Origin of the sequence: Streptomyces inhibens (assembly GCF_003389455.1) — a bacterium.
In the GTDB taxonomy this organism is placed as follows: Bacteria; Actinomycetota; Actinomycetes; order Streptomycetales; family Streptomycetaceae; genus Streptomyces; species Streptomyces inhibens.
The window spans coordinates 1-4397 of sequence record NZ_QUAC01000356.1 but is presented as its reverse complement, the minus strand read 5'-3'; the positions used below and the strand labels follow the sequence as shown (position 1 = coordinate 4397).

Genomic DNA, 4397 nt, shown 5'->3' with positions numbered 1-4397 from the left:
GGCGCTCACCGGCGGCGCGCGGGGCCCGGGCCGTGCCGTGTGCGCCGCCCGCGAGCTCGTCCGGGCCCGGGACCCGCATGCTGGTGTGCGTCTCCCGGTTGGAGTCGGGGGCCGCGCCCTGGACGAGCGGGACGGCGCCGCGCGGCGGGGTGGCCTCGCCCGCTGCCGCCGACGGGTAGAACGGCTCCTCCCGGGACCCGGCGGCCGGCTCCTGCTCGTCCTCCGGCTGCTCGTCGTCCGGTTCGTCGATGTCCAGCGGCGGGATGCCGGCCAGATCGGGCAGCAGCTCGCGCAGCCGGGCGGCGAGCTCCGGGGCGCGCAGCCGGGAGGCGGGCGCCTTGGCCAGGCACTGCAGCAGCAGCTGCCACAGCTCGTCGGGGATGCCGGGCAGCGGCGCGACACTCTCGGTGACATGGCGGCGCAGCACCGCCCCGGGGTGCCCGCCGCCGAACGGGGTGAACCCGGCGAGCAGCTCGTACAGGACCGTCGCCAGCGCGTAGACGTCCACGGAGGCGCGCGGCGGCAGGCCCTCGATGATCTCCGGGGCAAGGTAGTCGGGGGTGCCGATGACCTTGGCCGAGCGAGGCGAGACGGGGGTCCCCCCGGCCGGAGTCCCCCGGCTGACGCCGGGAGGTGCCCCCAGGGCGAGGGTCCTGCGCGGCGAGTCGACCAGGCGGGCGATGCCGAAGTCGGTGAGCAGGGCGGGGTGCGCGCCACCGGGGCCGAGCGGGCCCTGCATGTCCAGCAGGACGTTCTCGGGCTTGACGTCGCGGTGCACGATCCGGGCGGCGTGCGCGGCGGCGAGCCCGTCGGCGACATCGGCGGCGATCGCGACGGCGGCCTCCGGGGCCAGCCGGCGCTCGCGCTCCAGTCGGGTGCGCAGGTCGGTGCCCCGTACGAGGTCCATCACCAGCGCCAGGTCGTTGCCGTCGACGACGAGGTCGCGGACACCGACGACATGGGGGTGGTCCAGGCTCAGCAGCGCCGCCCGCTCCTGTACGAAGCGGCCGACGAGCTCCTGGTCGGAGGCGAGATCCTCACGCAACAGCTTGATGGCCACGGCCCCTTCGGGACCCTCGCCCAGCCATACCGTGCCGGCACTGCCGCGCCCCAGGATCTGGTGAGCGGTGTACCGGCTGCCGATCTTCCGTGCCAAAACTGCTCCGACGTGTCGGGCCCCCGAGCGTCCTACGGGGGCTGAGGTTGGCGTCAAAGCTACGCGTGTACCAGGGGGTTCAGTTCCCCGGACGGCGACAACCTTCACTTCTGTGAGCGAAATTGCCCGTCAGAAGTCGACAAATCCACTACGTCACCCGCAGGATCCACGGAACCTGCGGGCGGCCGGCGTCAACCGCCGAGCTTTTGTACGAAGTGCTGCACGCTGCTGAAGACGTGGCCGATCTGCGAGAAGAAGCTCCTGGTCGTACCGATCCACTCCTGGAGCGGGGTCAGCTCCCAGATCAGCCAGGCCGCCACGAACATCAGGATCAGCGTGATCAGACAGCCCTTGAGGCAGCCCAGGCCGGGGATCCGTACCGGGTTGGCGCTGCGCTGACGGGGCTCGCGCCGGGGCCGGGGCTCCGGGGCGGGCGGACGCTGCGGTTCGTAGCGCTGCGGCGGCGGCTCCTGGCGGCGCTGCGGGGCCTGCGGCTGGGCGTAGGGCACCGGGGCGGGCTGCCGGCCGTACTGGGGCTGCTGCTGCGGCGGCTGCTGCGGGGCGGCCGGGCGGCGCTGCGGGCGGCGGCGCAGCGGGTCCTCGTTGGGGTCCAGGTACTGCACCTGGGTCTGTTCGTTGCGGTCGCGGGCGGCCCGCATCTGGGACTCCCACGGATGGGGGCCCTCGGGCTCCTGCGGTCCGCCGGGCGGTGCGCCCATGGGCATCGGCGGCATCGCGCGGGTCGGATCGGCGTCCCGACCACCGGGGAAGCCCGGTCCGGCCGGGCCGCCCGTGGACGGCAGCACGCTGGTCGCGGCCGCGGGGTCGTACGAACCGGCGCCGGACGGCAGGACCTGGGTGGGGTCGGCGTCGCCACCGGGGGCCTGACCGCCGTCGGTGCCCGTCCCGGGGACGGTCGCGGGCGCCGGGTCCGGGGCGAGCAGCGCGGCGACGCCGAGCGCGGCCTCGGCCTGGGCCGGGCTGGCGTGCACCCCGACACCGGCGGCAACGGTGCGCAGCGCACGCGCGAGGTTCTCGGCGCTGGGCCGCTCCTCGGGCCGCTTGCGCAGACAGCGCTCTATCACCGTCCACATCGGCTCGGGGAGCGTGCTGGGGCGGCGCGGCTCCTCGCTGAGGTGCCGGTGCAGCACCTCCAGGGCGGTCGACCCGGCGAACGGCGGACGGCCGGTGACCAGCTCGTACAGCAGGATGCCGGCGCCGTAGATGTCCACGGCGGAGGTCTGCGGGCGGCCCTCGGCGGACTCCGGCGCCACATAGGCGGGGGTGCCGACGAATTCGTGGGTGCGGGTCAGGCCGGGGGAGTCGGCGAGCCGGGCGATGCCGAAGTCGGTCAGCATCGGGTGCATCTCGCCGGAGCCGTCCGACCCGGCGAGCAGGACGTTGGCGGGCTTGAGGTCGCGGTGCACCACGCCGTCGGCGTGGCTGGCGGCCAGCGCATCGGCGATCTGGGCGGTGAGCAGGGCCGCGGCCACCGGGCTGAAGGGGCCGTTGTCGCGCAGATAGCGGTGCAGGTCGGGGCCGTCGACCAGGTCCATGACCAGGGCGAGCAGATCGCCCTCGACGACGAGGTCGCGGGTCCGGACGATGTTGGGGTGGGTGAGCCGCAGCAGGACGGAGCGCTCGCGCAGGAAGCGCATCACCACGTCCGCGTCGTGCGCCAGCTCTTCCTTGAGAACCTTGATCGCGACCGTCTCGCCGGGCTCTCCTGCCACGGCGGCCTCGGCGCCCGCCGTCTCCCGCTGGCGGGCACGCCAGACGGTGCCCGTGGCGCCCCGTCCCAGCGGCTCCTCGAGCAGGTACTTGCTGCCTACCGGCCGCACGTCATGCGCTCCCTGGTCGTGATGGATCTCTGGCCTGGCCCGCTGGGTCAGCACGCGGCCCGTCCGACCCACTGTAGTGCCGTCGCACAAGCTTTTCGGTGCGGCGGCCCGGGCCGGGCTTGTGGGGAAGACGCGCGTTCCGGACAGATGGTTGCCCGCGGCCGGTGGCCGAGGCGCCCGCCGCCCGCGCCACCCGCCCTGGGACCGATCCGAGCTGACCACGGAGGTCGAAATCAGGCCGATCACCGCGCGCAAGCAGGCACTTTTTCGTCCTTAGACGACCAATCAAGATCACTGATTGACGGTCGGCGGGCGTGTTGTCAGCGGCAGGTGCGAGGATGCACCCAGCACGATGCGGTGGGGGCGCGCGGTCTTTGTCGCGACGTGCACTTGGGACTTGTACGTGCCGACGTGCTCGGGTGTGGTGGGGGGGAGCGAGCGGCCCCCCTGCCGGATCCCCGGCAGAAGGGACCGTTGACGGCGATGCAGATCCGGCTGACCGTCCTCGGGCCGCGCAGCGGCCACACCACACGGGCCTGCGACGTGCTCGTGACGGCTCCCGCCGGGACGGCGCTGGCGGCGGTGGCCGGCTCCCTCGCGGCCTCCGTGGCGGGGTCGGGTGCGGATGTCGGCGGCGCGGGCGGCGGCAGCGGTCCGGTCGTGCTGTTCGCGGGGGCCGAGCGGCTCGATCCGCAGCGCGCGGCGATCGGTGAGCCGCCGTTGATCGACGGCGCGGTGCTCTCCCTCCAGGGCCCCGGCCCCGCCCCGGCCCATGGCCTGCCGCACGGCTCCGCCCGGCTGCGTGTCATCTCCGGGCCCGACGCCGGCGGTGTGCATCTGCTGCACGGCGGCCAGATCCGTATCGGCCGCTCCGCGGACGCGGATGTTCCGCTCGACGACCCGGATGTCTCCCGGCTGCACTGCGCCGTGACGGTCGAGCCGGACGGCGCGGTGTTCGTGGCCGATCTGCGCTCCACCAACGGCACCGCCGTCGACGGCACCGGCCTCGACGAACGGCCCGCGCCGCTGCGGCCCGGCGCCCTGCTGCGGATCGGCGAATCCGCCCTCCGCCTCCAGTCGGCGCCCAGCGCCCCCGACCCCGCCCTGCAGACCGCGCCCGACGGAGAGGGGCATCTGCGGATCGCCCCGGGGGCGGGAGGCACGGGCGCCGACGCGGGGCGGACGGACGGGCACGCGGGATACGACAACTACGGGGCGGCGCAGGCCCCGCAAGGCCCGCAGGGGCTGTCCGCCCCGGACGGTGCGTACGCCCAGATGCCCCAGGGCGCCACCGCGGCCTCCCCCGTACCGGCCGCCCGGACCGCTGGGCCGCCGAGCGCGGGCGCCCGGCGGGACACCCCGCTGCGCGGCACCCCGGCCCGGAGCGACGGGCCGGAGCA

At 75.0% G+C, this 4397-nt stretch carries 3 protein-coding genes; 1 reads left to right on the top strand and 2 read right to left on the bottom strand.

Annotation, left to right across the window (positions count from 1 at the left end; all coding sequences use genetic code 11):
* Positions 1 to 1156: serine/threonine-protein kinase (locus DY245_RS34400; protein ID WP_147318403.1), on the bottom strand; the 1156-nt coding region annotated here is incomplete at its 3' end.
* Between the two features lie 191 nt (positions 1157 to 1347).
* Positions 1348 to 2997, bottom strand: coding sequence for a serine/threonine-protein kinase (locus DY245_RS34395; RefSeq protein ID WP_128511040.1), 1650 nt, complete (start codon positions 2995 to 2997; stop codon positions 1348 to 1350).
* Between the two features lie 483 nt (positions 2998 to 3480).
* Here DY245_RS34395 and DY245_RS34390 point away from each other — a divergent pair.
* On the top strand, positions 3481 to 4397 hold a 917-nt coding region (locus tag DY245_RS34390), incomplete at its 3' end, for an FHA domain-containing protein (RefSeq protein WP_147318404.1).